Origin of the sequence: Ferruginivarius sediminum, from assembly GCF_003344765.1 — a bacterium.
GTDB classification, from domain to species: Bacteria; Pseudomonadota; Alphaproteobacteria; order Kiloniellales; family Rhodovibrionaceae; genus Ferruginivarius; species Ferruginivarius sediminum.
Window position 1 is genome coordinate 39,576 of sequence record NZ_QPMH01000010.1, and the last position, 21,630, is coordinate 61,205.

The 21,630-nt window shown below is 65.2% G+C and carries 16 protein-coding genes and 3 tRNA genes; 15 read left to right on the top strand and 4 right to left on the bottom strand.

Going from position 1 to position 21,630, the window contains the following annotated elements:
- Positions 1-6 precede the first annotated feature (6 nt).
- The 4 genes from DRB17_RS11800 to rlmB form a co-directional block, all read right to left on the bottom strand.
- A complete protein-coding gene (locus DRB17_RS11800) occupies positions 7-588 on the bottom strand; it encodes a Tll0287-like domain-containing protein (RefSeq protein ID WP_114582418.1) in 582 nt (193 codons plus the stop codon).
- Between the two features lie 144 nt (positions 589-732).
- Complete coding sequence (ald, locus tag DRB17_RS11805) at positions 733-1,851, bottom strand: alanine dehydrogenase (protein ID WP_114582419.1); 1,119 nt, start codon at positions 1,849-1,851, stop codon at positions 733-735.
- Positions 1,852-1,903: 52 nt separating this feature from the next.
- On the bottom strand, positions 1,904-3,256 hold the full coding sequence (gene aptA, locus DRB17_RS11810; protein ID WP_114582420.1) for an omega-aminotransferase AptA: 1,353 nt from the start codon (positions 3,254-3,256) through the stop codon (positions 1,904-1,906).
- A 112-nt stretch (positions 3,257-3,368) separates the two neighbouring features.
- Positions 3,369-4,217: a 23S rRNA (guanosine(2251)-2'-O)-methyltransferase RlmB gene (gene rlmB, locus DRB17_RS11815; protein ID WP_114582421.1), complete on the bottom strand. Its 849-nt coding sequence runs from the start codon at positions 4,215-4,217 to the stop codon at positions 3,369-3,371.
- A gap of 181 nt (positions 4,218-4,398) precedes the next feature.
- On the opposite strand from rlmB, the gene DRB17_RS11820 reads away from it, so the two are divergent.
- The 15 genes from DRB17_RS11820 to fusA all read left to right on the top strand — a co-directional run bounded on the left by DRB17_RS11820 (position 4,399) and on the right by fusA (position 21,595).
- Positions 4,399-4,483: transfer RNA gene (locus DRB17_RS11820), tRNA-Tyr, on the top strand.
- 36 nt (positions 4,484-4,519) lie between these two features.
- Positions 4,520-4,593, top strand: a tRNA-Gly gene (locus tag DRB17_RS11825).
- Between the two features lie 137 nt (positions 4,594-4,730).
- Entirely contained in the window at positions 4,731-5,921 is a 1,191-nt protein-coding gene (gene tuf, locus DRB17_RS11830; RefSeq protein ID WP_114582422.1) for an elongation factor Tu, read from the top strand.
- Positions 5,922-5,952: 31 nt separating this feature from the next.
- Positions 5,953-6,028, top strand: a tRNA-Trp gene (locus DRB17_RS11835).
- Between the two features lie 157 nt (positions 6,029-6,185).
- Entirely contained in the window at positions 6,186-6,386 is a 201-nt protein-coding gene (gene secE / locus DRB17_RS11840; protein WP_114582423.1) for a preprotein translocase subunit SecE, read from the top strand.
- Positions 6,387-6,391: 5 nt separating this feature from the next.
- Complete coding sequence (nusG, locus tag DRB17_RS11845) at positions 6,392-6,949, top strand: transcription termination/antitermination protein NusG (RefSeq protein ID WP_114582424.1); 558 nt, start codon at positions 6,392-6,394, stop codon at positions 6,947-6,949.
- Between the two features lie 114 nt (positions 6,950-7,063).
- Positions 7,064-7,495: a 50S ribosomal protein L11 gene (gene rplK, locus DRB17_RS11850; RefSeq protein WP_114582425.1), complete on the top strand. Its 432-nt coding sequence runs from the start codon at positions 7,064-7,066 to the stop codon at positions 7,493-7,495.
- 4 nt (positions 7,496-7,499) lie between these two features.
- Positions 7,500-8,204, top strand: a complete 705-nt coding sequence (gene rplA / locus DRB17_RS11855; RefSeq protein WP_114582426.1) for a 50S ribosomal protein L1 — start codon at positions 7,500-7,502, stop codon at positions 8,202-8,204.
- Positions 8,205-8,597: 393 nt separating this feature from the next.
- Positions 8,598-9,116 (top strand): 50S ribosomal protein L10, encoded by a 519-nt coding sequence (rplJ, locus tag DRB17_RS11860; protein WP_114582427.1) that lies wholly within the window; start codon positions 8,598-8,600, stop codon positions 9,114-9,116.
- A gap of 43 nt (positions 9,117-9,159) precedes the next feature.
- Complete coding sequence (rplL, locus tag DRB17_RS11865; RefSeq protein ID WP_114582428.1) at positions 9,160-9,537, top strand: 50S ribosomal protein L7/L12; 378 nt, start codon at positions 9,160-9,162, stop codon at positions 9,535-9,537.
- A gap of 299 nt (positions 9,538-9,836) precedes the next feature.
- Positions 9,837-14,018, top strand: a complete 4,182-nt coding sequence (gene rpoB / locus DRB17_RS11870; protein ID WP_114582429.1) for a DNA-directed RNA polymerase subunit beta — start codon at positions 9,837-9,839, stop codon at positions 14,016-14,018.
- 105 nt (positions 14,019-14,123) lie between these two features.
- Entirely contained in the window at positions 14,124-18,305 is a 4,182-nt protein-coding gene (gene rpoC, locus DRB17_RS11875; RefSeq protein ID WP_114582430.1) for a DNA-directed RNA polymerase subunit beta', read from the top strand.
- Between the two features lie 331 nt (positions 18,306-18,636).
- Entirely contained in the window at positions 18,637-19,008 is a 372-nt protein-coding gene (gene rpsL, locus DRB17_RS11880) for a 30S ribosomal protein S12 (RefSeq protein ID WP_114582431.1), read from the top strand.
- 11 nt (positions 19,009-19,019) lie between these two features.
- Positions 19,020-19,490: a 30S ribosomal protein S7 gene (rpsG, locus tag DRB17_RS11885; RefSeq protein WP_114582432.1), complete on the top strand. Its 471-nt coding sequence runs from the start codon at positions 19,020-19,022 to the stop codon at positions 19,488-19,490.
- Positions 19,491-19,516: 26 nt separating this feature from the next.
- Positions 19,517-21,595: an elongation factor G gene (gene fusA, locus DRB17_RS11890; protein WP_114582433.1), complete on the top strand. Its 2,079-nt coding sequence runs from the start codon at positions 19,517-19,519 to the stop codon at positions 21,593-21,595.
- Positions 21,596-21,630: the final 35 nt, after the last annotated feature.

Here is a 21,630-nt window from a genome sequence, read left to right on the forward strand (position 1 = left end):
ATTCGTTTACTCCAGCGGCTTCACGAAGGTGAAGGCGCCGCGTAGTTCGCCGGCCTCGAAGCCGGTCGCGGCATCGGCCGGATAGGTCTGTAGGATGGCCTGCTGGAGCTTCGGCTCCAACTCGCCGCCGTGGCAGGTCAGGCAGACGCCACCCGTCGGGATCGCCTTCATGTAGTGCAGGTAGCGGCGGCCGTTCTCCGCGATGACCGTGGCGCTTTCCATCTTCATCAGGTCTTCGCCGGCCTCGGCGCGGGCCAGGAAGTCCATCAGCACCGCGCGCTCGCGCACGTCCGGAGCGTTGCGTGGGTTGCGCACTTTCAAGGCCGTGCGTCCCACCGCCCAGCCGCTTTTCGAGGAGATCTCGCCCGCGATGCCGGGTGCCGCGGTGCGGCAGACGTCGATGGCGTTGATCGGTCCGCCTTCCTTGATGGCCGCCTGCAACTCGCCCTTCAGCGACATCATGAATTCCTTGGCCAGCGCGCGGGCTTCCTCGACGTCGTTCTCGGAAGGCTGGGCGGCGTGGCCGGTGGCCGGCAGGGACAGGGCAAGGCCAAAAGCGGTGAGGGCGGCGGCAACGGGGCGCTTCATCGTGTGGTCTCCGAATCGCGGTTGCGGGGCGCATCTATTCGCAAATACGAATATACAGGCTGCCCGGTTCCTCGCGAAATTCACGCCACGGCGACATATGGCCGCGCCGCGCGCCAGTTGGTTGTGATCGCCGGAGAGGCCGCCTTAGAGGCCGAGCGCCTCCTGCGGCGGGACGTAGGCGTAGCCCAGGTTGTCCGCGACGGCCTTGTAGGTGACCTGCCGGTTGGCGACGTTCAGGCCTTGCATCAGGTGGGGATCGTCGGCCAGTGCCTTGCGGTGACCCTTGTTCGCCAGCGCCAGGACGAAGCGCATCGTCGCGTTGGTCAGCGCAAAGGTCGAGGTGCGCGCCACCGCGCCCGGCATGTTGGTGACGCAGTAGTGGACGATCCCCTCCTCGACGTAGGTCGGCTCGGAGTGCGTTGTTGGCCGCGAGGTCTCGAAGCAGCCGCCCTGGTCGATGGCCACGTCCACCATGACCGAGCCCGGCCGCATCTGCTTGATCATGTCGCGGGTCACCAGCTTCGGCGCCGCCGCGCCGGGCACCAGCACGCAGCCGATAACGAGGTCGGCGTTGGCCACGGCCTTCTCGATGTGGTCCACCGTGGAATAGAGCGTATCCAGCTCGCGGCCGAAGTAGAGGTCCAGCTCGTTCAGCTTCTCGATGGACTTGTCGACGACGAAGACCTTGGCCTGCATGCCCATCGCCATGCGCGCCGCGTTGAGGCCCGAGACGCCGCCGCCGATGACGACCACGTTGGCGGGCAGGACACCCGGCACCCCGCCCATCAGGATGCCGCTGCCGCCCTGCTCCTTCTCCAGGCAGTGGGCGCCCACCTGCGCCGCCATGCGGCCGGCGACCTCGCTCATCGGCGCCAGCAGGGGGAGCCGGCCGAAGCGGTCGGTCACCGTCTCGTAGGCGATGGCGACGCAACCGCTTTCGACCAGACCCTTCGTCTGCTTCGGGTCCGGCGCGAGGTGCAGATAGGTGAAGAGGACCTGCCCCTCCTGGAGCTGCTTGTATTCGCTCTCCAGCGGCTCCTTCACCTTCACCACCATCTCGGCGCGCTCGAACACCTCGGCGGCCGTGGAGACGATCTCCGCCCCGGCGGTGCGATAGTCCTCGTCGAACATGCCGATGCCCGCACCGGCGTTCGTCTCGACGACGACCTGATGGCCATGGTGCACGAGTTCGCGGACACCGGCAGGCACCAGCCCGACACGGTACTCGTGGACCTTGATCTCCTTGGGCACGCCGATAAGCATTTTCTTCCCCTCAACAGCCAGGTTGACAAAGGCGGGGCCGGCCCCGGTCGGATCAGTCCGTCTCTTCCAGCGTCTCCTTCAATGTCTGGAAGATCCGGTCGATGTGACCTTCATCCAGGATCAGCGGCGGCGAGAGCGCGATGATGTCCCCGGTCACGCGGATCAGCAGGCCTTTCTCCCAGGCCCGGGTGAATGCGTCGTAGCCGCGCTGGCCGGGCGCGTCCGGCCGCGATTCCAGCTCGATGCCGGCGATCAGGCCCAGATTGCGCAGGTCCTTGATATGGCGCGTGCCCTTGAGGTTGTGTAGCGCGTCTTCCCACACCGGCGCCAGCCTGGCGGCGCGCTGGAACAGCTCTTCCTCCTTGTAGATCTCCAGCGTGGCAAGCCCGGCGGCGCAGGCCAGGGGGTGGCCGGTGTAGGTGTAGCCATGGAAGAACTCGATGGTGCCGCCGCCGCGCTCGGCGCCCGCCATGACGCTGTCGTAGATCCCTTCGCGCACCATCACCGCGCCCATGGGGACGACGCCGTTGGTGATGCCCTTGGCCAGGGTGATGATATCCGGCGTCACGCCGAAATACTCCGCCGCGAAGCCGCTGCCCAGGCGGCCGAAGCCGGTGATCACCTCGTCGAAGATCAGCAGGATCCCGTGCTTGTCGCAAATCTCGCGCAGGCGCTGTAGATAGCCCTTGGGCGGCAGCAGCACGCCGGTCGAGCCGGCGACCGGCTCCACGATGACGCCGGCGATTGTCTCCGCGCCGTGCAGCGCGCACATGCGCTCCAGGTCGTCGGCCAGATGCGCGCCCCAGTCCGGCTGGCCGCGCGAATAGGCCTGCTCCTTCAGGTCGAAGGTATGGCGCATGTGGTCGGTGCCCGGCAGTTCGGCGAACATCCGGCGGTTGTTGGTGATGCCGCCGACCGAGATCCCGCCGAATCCGACGCCGTGATAGCCGCGCTCGCGCCCGATGAAGCGGCGGCGCTCGCCCTGGCCGCGCGCCCGGTGATAGGCCATCGCGATCTTCAGCGCGCTGTCCACCGCCTCCGAGCCGGAGTTGGCGAAGAACACGTGATCGAAGGCGCCTTGCGGCGCCATCTGCACAAGCTGGTTGGCAAGCTGGAAGGTCAGCGGATGGCCGAGCTGGAAGGTCGGCGCGTAGTCGAGCTGCGCAACCTGCTGCTGCACAGCCTCCACAATGCGCCGCCGATTGTGGCCGGCGTTGACGCACCACAAGCCGGCGGTGCCATCCAGCACCTCACGGCCGTCGTGGGTGGTGTAGTGCATGCCGTCGGCACCGGTGATGAGCTTCGGCTGCTCCTTGAAGCGCCGGTTCCAGGTGAACGGCATCCAGAACGGCTCGAGATTGTTCGGCGTCGCCTCGAATCCCTGCGGCAGGCCACCGCCCTCCATCGGTCTTTCCCCCATCCGCTGTCAATCACTGTCGAAGACTGGCATCTTCAGACACGATAGCATGTCGCGCAGCCCTTACAATGCCGCGCGGAGGGGTTGGGTGGCGGGGGAATCAGGCGAATCGGCCGCGTCCCAGCAACTCGTACAGCGCCACCGCCGCCGCGTTGGACACATTGAGGTCGGCGATGGCCCCGTCGGTCGGCAGGCGGACCAGTGCGTCGCAGCGCTCGCGGGTAAGCCTGCGCAGGCCGCGCCCCTCGGCCCCGAGGACGATGGCGGTCCGTGTCTCGCCGGACTCGTCCGCCAGCAGTGCGGTCGCCTCTCCGGCGAGGCCGAGGACGCGGAACCCGGCGGCCTGCAATTCCTCGATGGCACGCGCGAGATTGGGGACATGCGGAAACGGCACATGCTCCAGCGCGCCCGAGGCCGCCTTGGCAAGCGCGCCCGTTTCCGTCGGGGCGTTGTGCTTGGTGGCGATCACCGCCGCCGCGCCGAAGGCCGCCGCCGAGCGCAGGACGGCGCCGACGTTCTGCGGATCGCTCACCTGGTCCAGAATCACCATGGCCGCCGGCTGTCCCGTCGGCAGCGCATCGATGACGTCGCCCAGAGTTGGTTGGCGCAGCGGCTCGGCGAGAAGGGCAATGCCCTGATGCACCGCATGCGGGGGCAGAACGCCCGCAAGCTCCTGCCGGGACACGATCTCCGCGCCCTGCGGCAAGTCCTGGCGCGCGTTGAGGAGAGGCGCGGCTCGGGACTGCCACGTCTCAGCCGATTCGGCCGCAAGGAGAAGCCGTCGGCAGCGCCGCGCCCGGTTGGCCAGCGCCGCCAGGACCGCATGACCGCCCCACAGCCACGCCGAATCCGCCCCCGACGCCTTCGGGCCGCGCCCGCGGTGCGCTGCGGGTGTGCGCGTCGGCGATTTGCCGGATTTTCCGCGTGTGACGGTGTTGCGTCGGGCCATGTCGATCCCTATTACTAGTGGCAAGGCTTGAGTGTAAGCATGCACCGCGGCCGGCCGGACAGAAAAATGTCTGGGCGGGGCGGCTGCCTTCGTTTCCAATTCTGGCCTATGTTCGGCGTTGACACGAGCGGCTGAATCGCCATAGTGCGTGCCGCCGCGATCCGGGCGCCGGAGCGAACGTGGAGGGGTGCCCGAGTGGTTAAAGGGGGCGGACTGTAAATCCGTTGGCTTAGCCTACGTTGGTTCGAATCCAACCCCCTCCACCAACCCTCCGATGCCTTGGATTTCGGACGACGTCACGGGCGGGTGTAGCTCAATGGTAGAGCACCAGCCTTCCAAGCTGGGTACGTGGGTTCGATTCCCATCACCCGCTCCAGGTTTTCGCCCTGGCCGCCGGGCAATCCAAGGGCCCGGCGCCGGGAAGCATGGTCGTATGAATGCGCCGCGCGCCGTCGGCGCCACGCGGACTTCAAGGCACTGGCCTCAACGTGGGCCGAACACGGGAAGACGAGGATGAGCAAGGAGAAGTTCCAGCGCGAGAAGCCGCACTGTAACATCGGGACGATTGGTCACGTTGACCACGGCAAGACGACGTTGACGGCGGCGATCACGAAGGTATTGGCGGAGTCCGGCGGCGGTACGTACATGGCGTACGACACGATTGACAAGGCGCCGGAGGAGAAGGCCCGCGGGATCACGATTTCGACGGCGCACGTGGAGTACACGACGCCGACGCGGCACTATGCGCACGTGGATTGCCCGGGTCACGCGGACTACGTGAAGAACATGATCACGGGCGCGGCGCAGATGGACGGTGCGATCCTGGTTGTCTCAGCGGCGGACGGTCCGATGCCGCAGACGCGGGAGCACATTCTGCTGGCGCGTCAGGTGGGTGTTCCGGCGATCGTTGTTTACCTGAACAAGTGCGACCAGGTTGATGACGAGGAGCTTTTGGAGCTGGTCGAGCTGGAGGTTCGGGAACTGCTGAGCAGCTACGACTTCCCGGGCGACGACATTCCGATCATCAAGGGCTCGGCGCTTGTTGCGACGGAGGACGGCGACCCGAAGCTGGGGCGCGACAGCATCATGGAGCTGATGCAGGCGGTGGACGACTACATTCCGCAGCCGGAGCGTCCGAAGGACCGTCCGTTCCTGATGCCGATCGAGGACGTGTTCTCGATTTCGGGTCGCGGGACGGTTGTGACGGGCCGCGTCGAGCAGGGTATCGTGAAGACGGGCGAGGAAGTTGAGATCGTCGGTCTGAAGAAGACGCGGAAGACGGTTGTGACGGGCGTTGAGATGTTCCGCAAGCTGCTGGACCAGGGCGAGGCGGGCGACAACATCGGTGCGCTGCTGCGCGGTGTGGCGCGCGACGATGTTGAGCGCGGTCAGGTTCTGGCGAAGCCGGGGACGATCACGCCGCACACGAAGTTCAGCTGCGAGGCGTACATTCTGAACAAGGAGGAGGGCGGCCGTCACACGCCGTTCTTCACGAACTACCGTCCGCAGTTTTACTTCCGGACGACGGACGTGACCGGTGTTGTGCATCTGCCGGAAGGCACGGAGATGGTGATGCCGGGGGACAACGTGACGATGGACGTGGAGCTGATCGCGCCGATCGCCATGGACGAGGGCCTGCGCTTCGCCATCCGCGAGGGCGGCCGCACCGTCGGCGCCGGCGTCGTCTCCAAGATCATCGAGTAGGTCGGCAGGCACGAGGCTTGCAACGGCGTGTAGGAGTGTAGCTCAATTGGCAGAGCACCGGTCTCCAAAACCGGGGGTTGGGGGTTCGAGTCCCTCCACTCCTGCCAGCGCCGCCGGCGGTTGCTAGGGCAGCCGGACAGAATGGAGCTGGAGCTGGGGCGCGTCGCGATAAGGGCGGCGCGCCGCCGCCGTTCGTAGGAATGTGGCGCGAACACCGCGAGGCCGCGGATGCGGCCCTGATGCGGGAGCGAAAGACTGGACACAATGGCCCAGAAGTTTAACCCTGGTCAGTTCGTGCGCGAGGTGCGCCAGGAGACAAGCAAGGTTACGTGGCCCACGCGGCGGGAAACCATGATCACGACGGGCATGGTGTTCCTGTTTGTCTTCATGGCCGCGCTGTTTTTCTTCGTCGTTGACCAGGTGCTCTCGATCGGCGTGCGCGCGATCCTTGGCATTGGAGGCTAGGGCCGATGGCGGAACAGGCGCAGCAGGCGGACGCGGGCAAGTGGTACGTGGTCCACGCATATTCCGGGTTCGAGAAGAAGGTCGCGGAATCGATCCGCGAGCAGGCGCGGCAGAAGGGCATGGAGGATCTGTTCGAGGAGATCCTGGTGCCGACCGAGGAAGTGGTCGAGATGCGCCGCGGGCAACGGGTCAGCTCCGAGCGGAAATTCTTCCCGGGCTATGTCCTGGTGAAGATGCAGATGACTGACGAAAGCTGGCATCTGGTGAAGAACACGCCGAAGGTGACCGGCTTCCTTGGTGGGCGCGGCAAGCCCTCGCCGATCAGCGCGCGCGAGGCCGAACGCATCCTGCACCAGGTGCAGGAAGGCGTGGAGCGGCCGAAGCCGTCGGTCTCCTTCGAGGTCGGCGAGGTGGTGCGCGTCGTCGACGGGCCGTTCACCTCCTTCTCTGGCACTGTGGAGGAAGTCGATCTGGAACGCGCGCGCCTGAAGGTCGCCGTCTCCATCTTCGGCCGCTCGACTCCGGTCGAGCTTGAATTTTCGCAGGTCGAGAAGCAGCAGTAGCAGTCAGGATGTGAAGCTTGCGCACCGGCCGTTGTGCCGGTGCATGAGAGCGCGGGAGGCGCCGCCATAGCCGAACCGCGCAACCCTCGAAAATCTCTGGGAAAGGGTTGATCCATGGCGAAGAAAGTCATCGGACAGATCAAGCTGGAAATTCCGGCGGGGAAGGCGAATCCCTCGCCGCCGGTGGGGCCGGCGCTGGGTCAGCGCGGGCTCAACATCATGGAGTTCTGCAAGGCCTTCAACGCCGCCACGCAGGAAATCGAGCCGGGAACCCCGACGCCGGTCATCATCACCGCGTATTCGGACCGGTCGTTCCGCTTCGTCACCAAGACGGCGCCGGCGGCGTATTACCTGAAGCGCGCCGCGAAGGTGCAGAAGGGCACCTCGACGCCGGGCCGCAACAAGGTCGGCAAGGTGACGATGTCCCAGGTCCGCGAGATCGCCGAGGCGAAGATGGAGGACCTGAACTCGTACGACATCGAGACCGCCATGGAGAGCATCAAGGGCTCGGCTCGCTCCATGGGCATCGAAGTGGTGGAGGACTGATCCGATGGCGCGACAGGGCAAGAAGATCAAGGACGCCTACAAGGATCTCGATCCCTCGCGGGCGTACTCCGTGGAAGAGGCGATCAAGGAGATCAAGGCGCGTTCCTTCGCCAATTTCGACGAGACCTTCGAGGTGGCGATGAACCTCGGCATCGATCCGCGCCATGCCGACCAGACGCTGCGCGGCGCCGTCACGCTGCCGCACGGCACCGGCAAGACGGTTCGCGTGGCCGTGTTCGCGCGCGGCGAGAAGGCGGAGGCCGCCAAGGAGGCCGGCGCGGACGTCGTCGGTGCGGAGGATCTGGCCGAGAAGGTGCAGAAGGGCGAGATCGAATTCGAACGCTGCATCGCCACGCCCGACATGATGCCGGTCGTCGGCCGCTTGGGTAAGATCCTGGGCCCGCGCGGCATGATGCCGAACCCGAAGCTGGGCACGGTCACCAACGACGTCGCCGAGGCCATTACCGCGGCCAAGGGCGGTCAGGTGCAGTTCCGGGCCGAGCGTAACGGCCTCGTGCATGCCGGCGTGGGCAAGAAGAGCTTCGAGGACGATAAGCTTGCCGCCAACGTGCGGGCGTTCTTCGACGCGATCAGCCGGAACAAGCCCAGCGGGGCGAAAGGCACATACATCAAGCGTGTGTCGCTCAGCTCGACGATGGGGCCGGGCCTGAAAATCGACGTGTCGAGCCTCAGCCAGGCGCAGCAGTAAGGCTGCCGCGAGGGGCGCGGAGAACACGTTGTCATGCGGGCGGATGATATCCGCCCTTGCAGAATTTCCGTTGCGGCGTTAATCAGGACGGTTGCGACGGAAATGGGGCGGAGGGTTTCGGCTCTCCGACCCGACGACCTGTCCGAGACTGCAGGTGCATGTCCCCGTCGGGGCCGTGCTTAAGCCGGAACGGGCCTGCATAGACAGGAAGCGAAGTCGCTCATCGGCGTCGGCGCGCGAATCCGACAGGATCCGCAAGCCGCGTCGTCAGGCTTGAGCTTCCGGGACAGGCGAACCGGGCATTCGGGGCCGGTCGTGTCCCGGTGTCCTCGTGCAAACCGGGATTGCCGGTTCTCCGGCGATCCCCGATGGCAAGGGAACGGAGACTGATCCGTGGACCGTGCAGAAAAGAAAGAGCTGGTCTCCTTCCTGCATCAGACGTTTCAGGACGCGACCTGTGTCGTGGTGACCCATCAGACCGGGTTGACCGTGGCCGAGGTCAGTGACCTGCGCGGCAAGATGCGGGAGCAGGGGGCCCGCTACAAGGTGGCGAAAAACCGCCTGGCACGCCTTGCCCTTGACGGCACGAAGTTCGAGGGACTGAAGCCGTTGCTGGAGGGGCCGACTGCGCTGGCGTGGTCGGACGATCCCGTGGCGGCGGCGAAGGTGGCTGTCGAGTTCGCCGATAAGAACAAGAAGCTCACCATCGTCGGTGGCGCCCTGGGTGAGAAGACCTTCGACGCCACGGGCGTCGAGGCGCTTGCCAAGACGCCGTCGCTCGACGAGTCCCGAGCCAAACTCGCGGGTCTCATGCAGACCCCGGCGCAGCGTGTGGCGATGACGCTGCAGGCGCCGGCGGGTCAGCTTGCCCGCGTGTTCAATGCTTATGCCGAGAAGGGCAATGCCGCCTGAGGCGGACCGAGGACAAACAGTTCAAGCCTGATGGAGTTGAAAAATGGCCGATCTGGACAAATTGGTTGAAGAGCTGTCGCAGCTCACGGTGGTCGAGGCCGCCGAGCTGTCGAAGAAGCTCGAGGAGCACTGGGGCGTTTCCGCCGCCGCGCCGGTCGCGGTCGCGGGTGGCGCCGCGGGTGGTGCCGAGGCGCCGGCCGAGGAGGAGAAGACGGAGTTCGATGTCGTCCTCAACAGCGCCGGCGACAAGAAGATCAACGTGATCAAGGAAGTCCGCGGTATCACGGGCCTGGGCCTCAAGGAGGCCAAGGAGCTGGTCGAGGGTGCCCCGAAGGCGATCAAGGAAGGCGCCAGCAAGGAAGAGGCGGAAGAGATCAAGAAGAAGCTCGAGGAGGCCGGTGCTACGGTCGAGCTCAAGTAGCGGCGAAAGCCTCGACATGAAGTATGTCCGGTCGGCGCGTGGCAAGGGGGCTGCGCGCCGAACCGGCGTTTTGCGCGTTGATTGGCCGGGCAACGGCGGTAGCCCGGCCGCTTCGCCAGGGGAGCCCGCCGAGACGCGCCGGCGGGCAAGACGACTCTGGCGTGGGTAGCCGACGCCGGCGGAGGCGGCGGCCCGACGCGCGCGGCAGGGGCGCGGTGGCGGGACGGCGCGAAACAGGGTTTTGCCGGGCGGGCATTTGCCGGCCCCGGGCGGCAGGACGGAACAACTGAGGACGAGATATGGCGCAGGCGCAGTCGTTTACCGGTCGCAAGCGGATCCGCAAGACATTCGGGCGTATTCCCGAGATTGCGACGATGCCGAACCTCATCGAGGTTCAGAAGCAGTCGTACGACCTGTTTCTGCAGAGGGATGTCGAGGTGGGCGACCGCCGCGTCGCCGGTCTGCAGGAGGTTTTCACGTCGGTCTTCCCGATCCGCGACTTCTCCGACCGGGCGGAACTGCAGTTCATCCGCTACGAGCTCGAGGAGCCGAAGTACGACGTCGAGGAGTGCGAGCAGCGCGGGATGACCTACGCCGCGCCGCTGAAGGTGACCCTGCGCCTCGTCGTCTGGGACGTCGACGAGGACACCGGCTCCAAATCGATCCGCGACATCAAGGAGCAGGACGTCTACATGGGCGACATGCCGCTGATGACGGAGCACGGCACCTTCATCATCAATGGCACCGAGCGCGTGATCGTTTCGCAGATGCACCGCTCGCCGGGCGTGTTCTTCGATCATGACCGCGGCAAGACGCACTCCTCCGGCAAGTATCTCTTCGCCGCGCGCGTGATCCCCTATCGCGGCTCGTGGCTGGACTTCGAGTTCGACGCCAAGGACATCGTGCACGTCCGCGTGGACCGGCGCCGCAAGCTGCCGGCGACGACGCTGCTGATGGCGCTGGATAGCGGCGAGACGCAGAAGCTGCGCGCAGAGCGCCGTGCGCAGGGCAAGGAGTTGGAGCCGCACGAGGCCGAGGGGATGAGCCCCGAGGAGATATTCAACTACTTCTATAACCGTATCGACTTCAAGCTTGACAAGAAGGGCTGGCGCACCGCTTTCGATCCGAAGGCGATGCGCGGCGTGAAGCTTGAGCACGATCTCGTCGATGCGAAGACCGGCAAGGTGCTGCTGGAGGCCGGCACGAAGGTCACGCCGCGCACGGCGCGCAAGCTGGTCGAGGATGAGGGGCTGGAAGAGCACATCGTCCCGCGCGAGACGCTCGTTGGTCGCTACGTCGCGGCCGACCTGATCGACGAGAACACGGGCGAGGTTCTGGCCGAGGCCGGCGACGAGCTGTCCGAGGGCGGTCTGGACCGCATCGAGCAGGCGGGCGTGAAGCATATCCCGACCCTGGCGATCGACCACGTCAGTGTCGGCCCGTACCTGCGCAACACCATGATGACCGACAAGAACACCTCGCGCGAGGACGCGCTGATCGACATCTATCGCGTGATGCGCCCGGGCGAGCCGCCGACCCTGGAGACGGCGGAGGATATGTTCAAGAACCTGTTCTTCGAGCCGGAGCGCTATGACCTGTCGGCCGTCGGGCGCGTGAAGATGAACGCTCGCCTCGGTTTCGAGCAGGACGACTCGATCCGCACGCTGCGCAAGGAGGACATCCTGGAGATCGTGCGCGTTCTTATCGAGCTGAAGGACGGGCGCGGCGAGATCGACGACATCGACCATCTGGGCAATCGGCGCGTGCGTTCCGTCGGCGAACTGATGGAGAACCAGTACCGTGTCGGCCTGCTGCGCATGGAGCGCGCGATCCGCGAGCGCATGAGTTCGGTCGAGATCGACTCGGTGATGCCTCACGATCTGATCAACGCCAAGCCGGCGGCCGCGGCGGTGCGGGAGTTCTTCGGCTCCTCGCAGCTCTCGCAGTTCATGGATCAGACGAACCCGCTATCGGAGATCACCCACAAGCGCCGTCTCTCGGCGCTGGGTCCGGGCGGTCTGACGCGCGAGCGCGCGGGCTTCGAGGTCCGCGACGTGCATCCGACGCACTATGGCCGGATCTGCCCGATCGAGACCCCGGAAGGCCCGAACATCGGCCTGATCAACTCGCTGGCGACCTATGCGCGGGTGAACAAGTACGGCTTCATCGAAAGCCCGTACCGCGTGGTCAAGGATAGCCAGGTCACGGACGAAGTCGTCTACCTCTCGGCGATGGACGAGGGCCGCTACACCATCGCGCAGGCCAACGCCGAGGTGGATGCCGACAACCGGCTGACCTCGGATCTGATCTCGGTGCGGCGTGGCGGCGAGTACATGCTGGCTCGTCCGGAGGAGATCGAATACATCGACGTCTCGCCGAAGCAGATCGTCTCGGTGGCCGCCGCGCTGATCCCGTTCCTTGAGAACGACGACGCCAACCGTGCCCTGATGGGCTCGAACATGCAGCGTCAGGCGGTCCCGCTGATCCAGTCCGAGGCGCCGCTGGTCGGAACCGGCATCGAGGACATCGTTGCCCGCGACAGCGGCGTGGCGATCGGGGCGAAGCGCGCGGGCGTGGTCGATCAGGTCGACGCCACCCGCGTCGTCATCCGCGTCACCGAGCAGACGTCGAGCGGCGAGCAGGCGGTCGACATCTACAACCTGCGCAAGTTCCAGCGCTCGAACCAGAACACCTCGATCACCCAACGGCCGCTGGTGCGCGTTGGCGACGAGGTGAAGCGCGGCGACATCATCGCCGACGGTCCGTCGACCAACATGGGCGAGCTGGCGCTGGGCCGGAACGTACTTTGCGCCTTCATGCCGTGGATGGGCTACAACTTCGAGGACTCCATCCTGATCTCCGAGCGTATCGTGCGCGACGACGTCTTCACCTCGATCCACATCGAGGAGTTCGAGGTCATGGCGCGCGACACCAAACTGGGTCAGGAGGAGATCACCCGCGACATCCCGAACGTCGGCGAGGATGCTCTGCGCAACCTGGACGAGGCGGGCATCGTCTACATCGGCGCCGAGGTGAACGCGGGCGACATCCTGATCGGCAAGGTGACGCCGAAGGGCGAGAGCCCGATGACGCCGGAGGAAAAGCTGCTCCGCGCGATCTTCGGCGAGAAGGCGTCTGACGTGCGGGACACCTCCCTGCGCGTGCCGCCGGGCGTGACCGGCACGGTGGTCGAGGTGCGCGTGTTCTCCCGCCGCGGCGTGGAGAAGGACGAGCGCGCGCTGGCCATCGAGCGCCAGGAGATCGAGCGCCTGGCCAAGGACCGCGACGACGAGAAAGCCATCCTGGAGCGCAGCTTCTATGGCCGGCTGAAGGACCTGCTGATTGGCCAGACGGCCACCAGCGGGCCCAAGGGCATGCAGATCGGCGGCGAGATCACCGAGACGCTGCTGTCCGACTTCACGCCGGGGCAGTGGCGGCACATCGCGGTCAAGGACGACGCCGTCCAGGGTCATATCGAGGAACTGAACAAGCAGTTCGACGATGCCATCGACGCCTTGCAGAAGCGCTTCGAGAACAAGGTCGACAAGCTGCAGCGCGGCGACGAGCTGCCGCCGGGCGTGATGAAGATGGTCAAGGTTTTCATCGCGGTGAAGCGCAAGCTGCAGCCGGGCGACAAGATGGCCGGCCGGCACGGCAACAAGGGCGTCATTTCCAAGATCGTGCCGATCGAGGACATGCCCCACACGCAGGACGGTACGCCGGTCGATATCGTCCTGAACCCGCTGGGCGTGCCCAGCCGCATGAACGTCGGCCAGATCCTTGAGACGCATCTGGGCTGGGCGTGTGCCGGCCTGGGTAACCAGATCGGGGAGATGTACAACTCGATCGTCTACGGCGGATCGGATGCGACGGAGCTGCGGGGCAAGCTGCGGGAGATTTACGGCGACGAGGTCTACAAGGCCGAGGTCGAGGCGCTGGACGACGAGCAGGTGCTTGAACTGGCCGGCAACCTCCGCGGCGGCGTTCCGATTGCCACGCCGGTCTTCGACGGTGCCCGCGAGGACGAGATCGTCGAACTGCTGGAGAAGGCGGGGCTGGACCGCTCGGGCCAGGTGACCCTGGTCGACGGGCGCAGCGGCGAGGCCTTCGCGCGGCCGGTGACGGTGGGCTACATCTACATGCTGAAGCTGCACCACCTGGTGGACGACAAGATCCATGCCCGGTCTATCGGCCCCTACAGCCTGGTCACGCAGCAGCCGCTGGGCGGCAAGGCGCAGTTCGGCGGGCAGCGTTTCGGCGAGATGGAGGTCTGGGCGCTGGAGGCGTACGGCGCCGCCTACACCCTTCAAGAGATGCTGACGGTGAAGTCCGACGACGTCTCGGGCCGCACCAAAGTCTACGAAGCCATCGTCAAGGGCGACGACAACTTCGAGGCCGGCATCCCCGAGTCGTTCAACGTCCTCGTCAAGGAGCTGAAGTCGCTGGGTCTCAACGTCGAGATGCGACAGGGCGACATCTAAGAAGACAGTCGATCAATCGGGCGGGCCGGAACGCGCGGCCCCGGACCCGCCCTTTCACCCCGGCGCAGGGGTGAGCGCGAGCAGCGCGGAAGCGGGAGTTACTCGATGAACGAGTTGATGAACATCTTCGGCCAGACGAGCGGTCCGCAGAGCTTTGACGAGCTCAAGATCTCGATCGCCAGTCCGGAGCGGATCCGGTCCTGGTCGTACGGCGAGATCAAGAAGCCGGAAACCATCAACTACCGGACCTTCAAGCCGGAGCGGGACGGTCTGTTCTGCGCCCGGATCTTCGGGCCCGTGAAGGACTATGAGTGCTTGTGCGGCAAGTACAAGCGCATGAAATACCGTGGCATCATCTGCGAGAAGTGCGGCACCGAGGTCACGCTGGCCAAGGTCCGGCGCGAGCGCATGGGCCATATCGAACTGGCCAGCCCGGTCGCCCACATCTGGTTCCTCAAGTCGCTGCCCAGCCGCGTCGGGCTGTTGCTCGACATGACGCTGAAGGATCTGGAGCGGGTTCTCTACTTCGAGAATTACGTCGTTGTGGAGCCGGGCCTGACGCCGCTCAAGCTGCGCCAGCTCCTCTCCGAGGAGGAATACTTCAACGCGCAGGACGAGTACGGCGAAGATGCCTTCACCGCGACGATCGGCGCGGAGGCGATCAAGGCCATGCTCGCGGCGATCGACCTGGAGGAGGAGAAGGCGCATCTGCGCCTGGAGCTGAAGGAAACCAACTCGGAAGCCAAGCGCAAGAAGCTGGTGAAGCGGCTGAAGCTGGTCGAGGCCTTCTCGGAATCGGGCGCCAAGCCGGAGTGGATGGTTCTGGACGTCATTCCGGTGATCCCCCCGGAGCTTCGTCCGCTGGTCCCGCTCGACGGCGGCCGTTTCGCGACTAGTGACCTGAACGATCTCTATCGCCGCGTCATCAACCGTAACAACCGTCTGAAGCGGCTGATCGAGCTGCGCGCGCCCGACATCATCGTGCGCAACGAAAAGCGCATGCTGCAGGAGGCGGTGGACGCCCTGTTCGACAACGGCCGGCGCGGGCGCGTCATCACCGGCGCCAACAAGCGTCCGTTGAAGTCGCTGTCCGACATGCTGAAGGGCAAGCAGGGCCGTTTCCGTCAGAACCTGCTGGGTAAGCGTGTCGACTATTCGGGCCGTTCGGTGATCGTGGTTGGCCCGGAACTCAAGCTGCACCAATGCGGCATACCGAAGAAGATGGCGCTCGAGCTGTTCAAGCCGTTCATCTATCACAAGCTCGAGCTTTACGGTTATGCCACCACCATCAAGGCCGGCAAGCGGATGGTGGAAAAGGAGCGGCCCGAGGTCTGGGACATCCTGGAAGAGGTGATCCGCGAACATCCGGTGCTGCTGAACCGCGCGCCGACGCTGCACCGGCTCGGCATCCAGGCCTTCGAGCCGGTGCTGATCGAGGGTAAGGCGATCCAGCTTCATCCGCTGGTCTGCACCGCCTTCAACGCCGACTTCGACGGCGACCAGATGGCCGTCCACGTGCCGCTGTCGCTGGAGGCGCAGCTCGAGGCGCGCGTGCTGATGATGTCGACGAACAACATTCTCTCGCCCGCCAACGGCAAGCCGATCATCCAGCCCAGCCAGGACATCGTGCTCGGCCTCTACTACCTGACCCAGGAGCACGAGGGTGCGCCGGGCGAGGGTATGGCCTTCCGCGACATGGGCGAGATCGAGCATGCCCTGCATAGCGGCGCGGTTACGCTGCAGACCAAGGTCAAGGCGCGCTTCGACACGGTGGACGAGGAAGGCACGCCAGTCACGAAGGTGGTCGATACCACGCCGGGCCGGATGATGCTGTCCGCGGTGCTGCCGCGTCACAAGAACGTGCCGTTCAGCCTGATCAACCGCCTGCTGACGAAGAAGGAGATCACCGAGGTCATCGACATCGTCTACCGCCACTGCGGCCAGAAGGAGACGGTGATCTTCGCCGATAAGGTGATGGCCCTTGGATTCGGCTGGTCCTGCAAGGCGGGCATCTCCTTCGGCAAGGACGACCTGCTGATCCCGGCTGCCAAGCAAGACCTGGTCGGCGAGGCAGAGGAGCAGGTTAAGGAGTTCGAGCAGCAGTATCAGGACGGCCTGATCACCCGCGGCGAGAAGTACAACAAGGTCGTGGACGTCTGGTCGCGCTGCACCGACCAGGTCGCCGACGAGATGATGAAGGCGATGTCGGAGAAGAAGGGCAAGGACGTGAACAGCGTCTATATGATGGCCCACTCCGGCGCTCGCGGTTCCGCCGCGCAGATCCGGCAGCTTGCCGGCATGCGCGGCCTGATGGCCAAGCCGTCCGGCGAAATCATCGAGACGCCGATCATCTCCAACTTCAAGGAAGGCCTGACGGTGCTCGAGTACTTCAACTCGACGCACGGCGCGCGTAAGGGCCTGGCCGACACCGCCTTGAAGACGGCGAACTCCGGCTACCTGACGCGGCGTCTGGTGGACGTGGCGCAGGACGCCATCATCGTCGAGACCGATTGCGGCTCCACCAGCGGCTTGACGGTCCGGCCGGTGGTCGAGGGCGGCGAGGTGATCGCGCCGCTGGCCGACCGCCTGCTCGGCCGCACGGCGCTGGACGATGTGAAGGACCCGCTGACCGACGAGCTCATCGTGCCCCAGGGCGAGATGATGACCGAGGATCTCGTCGATCGGATCGAGACGGCGGGCATCGATCAGGTGCGTATCCGTTCGGTCCTGACGTGCCAGTCGCGCGGCGGCATCTGTGCCAAGTGCTACGGCCGCGACTTGGCGCGCGGTACGCCGGTGAACATCGGCGAGGCCGTCGGCGTGATCGCGGCGCAGTCGATCGGCGAGCCGGGCACGCAGCTCACCATGCGGACCTTCCACATCGGCGGCGCCGCGCAGCGTGGCGGCGAACAGTCGAGCGTCGAGGCGTCGGTGGACGGCTCGGCCGGGCTGCGCAACCGGAACGTCGTGCAGAACTCCGAGGGGCAACTCGTGGTCATGGGCCGCAACCTGGAACTGGTCGTTTATGACGATCAGGGCCGGGAGCGGGCCACCCACAAGATCCCCTACGGCGCCAAGCTGCTGGTCGATGAGGGCGCGAAAGTCCAGAAGGGTCAGCGCCTTGCGGAATGGGATCCCTATACACAGCCGATCATCACCGAGAAGGAAGGCGTGGCGCACTACGTCGACCTGATCGAGGGCGTGTCGATGCACGAGGTCACCGACGAGGAGACCGGCATCACCAACCGCGTGGTGGTTGACTGGAAGCAGCAGCCACGCGGCTCGGACCTGAAGCCGCGGATCACGCTTCGCGACCAGGACGGCGAGGTGGTGACGCTGGCGAACGGCACCGAGGCTCGCTATTACATGAGCGTGGACGCCATCCTCTCGGTGGAGAGTGGCTCTCACGTCAAGGCTGGCGACGTGCTGGCGCGTATCCCGCGCGAATCCTCGAAAACCCGCGACATCACCGGCGGCTTGCCGCGAGTTGCGGAGTTGTTCGAGGCCCGGAAGCCGAAGGACTATGCGATCATCAGCGAAATCGCCGGTCGCGTGGAGTTCGGCAAGGACTACAAGACCAAGCGCCGCATCGTCGTGGTGCCGGAGGACGAGAGCGAATCGTCTCGTGAGTACCTGGTGCCGAAGGGCAAGCACATCACCGTGCGCGAGGGCGACTGGGTCGAAGTCGGCGATCTGCTGATGGACGGCAACCCGGTGCCGCACGATATTCTCGACGTGCTTGGCGTAGAGGCCCTGGCCGAGTACCTCACGGACGAGATTCAGAGCGTCTACCGGCTGCAGGGTGTGAAGATCAACGACAAGCACATCGAGGTCGTGATCCGGCAGATGCTGCAGAAGGTGGAGGTGACGGCGCCTGGCGACTCCACGTTCCTCGTGGGCGAGCAGGTGGATCGCGAGGACTATGAGGCGATGAACCGCAAGATGGCGGAGGAGTCGCTGCGTCCTGCCGAGGCCAAGCCGGTCCTCCAGGGTATCACCAAGGCCAGCCTGCAGACGCGCTCCTTCATCTCGGCGGCGTCGTTCCAGGAAACGACTCGGGTGCTGACCGAGGCGGCGGTGTACGGCAAGTCGGATCACCTGCAGGGTCTGAAGGAGAACGTGATCGTTGGCCGCCTGATCCCCGCCGGAACGGGGGCCCAGATGAATACGTTCCGGCGAGTCGCGGCGGAACGCGATCGCCAACTCCTGGCCGAGCAGGAGCGCAAGCAGGCCCTGGCCGGGGGCGAGGACTCGGGTGCTGGCGAGGAGCAGTCCGCCGCACAGTAGCAAGGTTGTAAGATAATTTCGTGACGGTGGCGGGACGGGCAAGTTTACTGCAACATTTGCCTGTTCCGCCGCAAGCCGGGGGAGCAGCGGAAAAAGGGTTGCACTGCGGCTTGACGGGAGGCGGGCGTCTCAATAGGATGCGCCAACCTTTCGGGGGCTGGTGGTAGGCCTCGCTACGGCAACGGCCTAGACGCAGTCCCACGCGCTAACGTGGCAACACAGCGAACGCTGTTTCTGGCGGCGGATGAAGGCGTGTCCGCGAAGGATCTCCGGGGACGGAGGCCCTTTCGCGGTCGTTTGCTTGGTCAGAACATAGGGTCGAGAAGGACACATGCCGACGATTAATCAGTTGGTCCGGCAAGGTCGCGAGCGGCCGGTCGTGCAGAATAAGGTTCCGGCGCTTGAGGCCTGTCCGCAGAAGCGCGGGGTCTGCACGCGCGTCTACACGACGACGCCGAAGAAGCCGAACTCGGCGCTGAGGAAGGTCGCCCGCGTGCGACTGACCAACAGCTACGAGGTCACCAGCTACATCCCGGGCGAGGGGCATAACCTGCAGGAGCACTCCGTGGTGCTGATCCGCGGGGGCCGCGTGAAGGATTTGCCGGGTGTGCGCTATCACATCATTCGCGGCACGCTCGACACCCAGGGTGTCAAGAACCGCCGGCAGCGTCGTTCCAAGTACGGCGCCAAGCGTCCGAAGTGAGGGAGTAGGGAATGTCTCGCCGTCACCGGGCCGAAAAACGCGAAATTCTTCCCGATCCGCTGTTCGGGGATGCGGTGGTCACGAAGTTTGTCAACAACCTCATGTACCACGGCAAGAAGTCGGTGGCCGAAGGTCTCGTCTATGGGGCCTTCGAGCAGGTGCAGAAGCGCACCGGTGGTGAGCCGCTGAAGGTGTTCCACGACGCGCTGGATAACGTGAAGCCGGATCTCGAGGTGCGCTCGCGGCGTGTCGGTGGCGCGACCTATCAGGTTCCCGTCGAGGTCCGCACCGATCGCGGCCAGGCGCTGGCCATCCGCTGGATGATCAATGCCGCCCGCGCCCGTTCGGAGCAGACGATGACCGAGCGGCTTGCGAACGAGTTCATGGATGCCGCGAACAGCCGCGGCGCGGCTGTGAAGAAACGTGAGGACACGCATCGCATGGCCGAGGCGAACCGGGCGTTCTCGCACTATCGCTGGTAAGCAACGCAGGAAGTAGAGAGTTCGACATGTCGTCCCGTCAGACCCCGCTCGAGCGTTATCGTAATATCGGCATCATGGCTCACATCGATGCCGGTAAGACGACGACGACTGAGCGCATCCTCTACTACACCGGGCGCTCGCATAAGATCGGCGAGGTGCACGAAGGCGCCGCGACGATGGACTGGATGGAGCAGGAGCAGGAGCGCGGCATCACGATCACGTCCGCCGCGACCACCGCATTCTGGAACAACCATCGCGTCAACATCATCGACACGCCCGGCCACGTCGACTTTACCATTGAGGTCGAGCGCGCGCTGCGCGTGTTGGACGGCGCGGTCGCGGTGTTCGACAGTGTTGGCGGTGTGGAGCCGCAGTCGGAGACGGTCTGGCGGCAGGCTGACCGCTACAAGGTTCCGCGCATTGCGTTCGTCAACAAGATGGACCGGATGGGCGCCGACTTCGCGCGTTGCGTTCAGATGATGCGCGACCGCCTGGCGGCGACGCCGGCGGTGGTGCAGCTTCCGCTCGGCTCGGAAGCCGACCTGAAGGGCGTCATCGACCTGATTAAGATGAAGGCGATCGTCTGGAAGGACGAATCGCTGGGTGCCGAGTTCGAGTACCAGGATATCCCCGAAGGCCTGCAGGCCGAGGCCGAAGAGGCTCACCAGGAGCTTGTTGAGCTGGCGGTTGAGCAGGACGAAGCGGTCATGGAGGCCTACCTCGAGGGTAATGAGCCCGACGAGGCGACGTTGAAGGCTTGTATCCGCAAGGGAACCTGCGGGCTGTCCTTTGTGCCGGTGCTCTGCGGCAGTGCGTTCAAGAACAAGGGCGTGCAGCCCCTTCTCGATGCGGTCGTCGATTACCTGCCGTCTCCGCTGGATGTGCCCGCCATCAAGGGCGTGAAGCCGGACAGCGAGGACGAGATGACCCGCAAGGCTGGCGACGACGAGCCGATGTCGGCGCTCGCCTTCAAGATCATGGCTGACCCCTTCGTCGGGTCGCTGACGTTCGTGCGGGTTTACTCCGGTGCGGTGAAGAAGGGCACGCAGGTCCTGAACTCGGTGAAGGGCAAGCGGGAGCGTGTCGGGCGCATGTTGCTCATGCATGCCAATCACCGCGAGGAGATCGACGAGGCTCTGGCGGGCGATATCGTCGCCATTGCGGGCCTGAAGGACACGACCACGGGTGAAACGCTGTGCGATTCCAATGCGCCGATCGTGCTGGAGCGCATGGAGTTCCCCGACCCCGTGATCGAGGTGGCCGTTGAGCCGAAGTCGAAGGCCGACCAGGAAAAGATGGCCAATGCCCTGGCGCGCCTGGCGCAGGAAGATCCCTCCTTCCAGGTGTCCATCGACCAGGAAAGCGGTCAGACGGTCATCAAGGGCATGGGCGAATTGCACCTTGAGATCCTGGTGGATCGCCTGAAGCGCGAGTTCAAGGTCGACGCGAACGTTGGCGCGCCCCAAGTGGCTTATCGCGAGACCATCACGCAGCGGGCCGAGGTCGATTACACGCACAAGAAGCAGACGGGTGGTTCAGGTCAGTTCGCCCGCGTCAAGATCGTGTTCGAGCCGCAGGAGGCTGGCGAGGGCTTCCGGTTCGATAACGCGGTCGTCGGCGGCTCGGTGCCAAAGGACTACATCCCGGGCGTGCAGCGGGGTATCGAACAGAGCAAGGATACGGGTGTGCTCGCCGGCTTCCCGGTAATCGACTTCAAGGCGACGTTGATCGACGGCGCCAGTCACGACGTCGATTCCAGCATCCTGGCCTTCGAGATCGCCACGCGGGCGGCGTTTCGCGAGGGGATCAAGAAGGCGAAGCCGGTGCTGCTCGAGCCGATGATGAAGGTCGAGGTGGTGACGCCCGAGGAATACATGGGCGACATTATCGGTGACCTGAACTCGCGTCGCGGCGCGGTCGAGGGTATGGACAACCGCGGCAATGCGCGGGTGGTCACGGCCGACGTGCCGCTTGCGAACATGTTCGGCTACGTCAACACGCTCCGCTCCATGAGTCAGGGGCGTGCCCAGTACACGATGCACTTCAGTCACTACGATCGCGTGCCGCAGGCTGTGGCCGACGAGGTCGTGGCGAAGATGGCCTGACCGGTCGTTTCCCGGGCCAGCACGAAGCGGACAAG